General features: G+C 39.5%; 1 protein-coding gene. It reads left to right on the top strand.

Going from position 1 to position 314, the window contains the following annotated elements; translation table 11 throughout:
* Positions 1-2 precede the first annotated feature (2 nt).
* Entirely contained in the window at positions 3-161 is a 159-nt protein-coding gene (locus FC36_RS11645; RefSeq protein WP_156409563.1) for a zinc ribbon domain-containing protein, read from the top strand.
* The last annotated feature ends 153 nt before the right edge of the window (positions 162-314 follow it).

The raw sequence follows: 314 nt of genomic DNA, 5'->3' as shown, positions 1-314 counted from the left end.
CCATGGGGACAAAAGGTACAGAAAAACTAACTCTCAAAGATAGGGAATGGACTTGTCCTAATTGTGGTACATTCCATATTAGGGACATTAATGCCTCTAAAAATATTCTTGAAAAAGGATTAGAAAAACTAGCTAAGGAAAAAGAAAAAAGCCTAGCATAACTAGGCAGTCCGTTTGGCAACTTGCGGACTCTAAAGGCATTGGTAATTATCGTGTTAGACGTGATTACTTTGTAATCATGCAGTGATGTATCTATGCAAATTGTGGTCGGGTAAGCCGTAAGGCTTGCCTTCTCACAAGCCCCAGTCTTTAGA

Source organism: Ligilactobacillus equi DSM 15833 = JCM 10991 (genome assembly GCF_001435735.1).
Lineage (GTDB): Bacteria > Bacillota > Bacilli > Lactobacillales > Lactobacillaceae > Ligilactobacillus > Ligilactobacillus equi.
The sequence above is the reverse complement of the archived record's forward strand: the minus strand, read 5'-3'. Positions and strand labels throughout refer to the sequence as shown.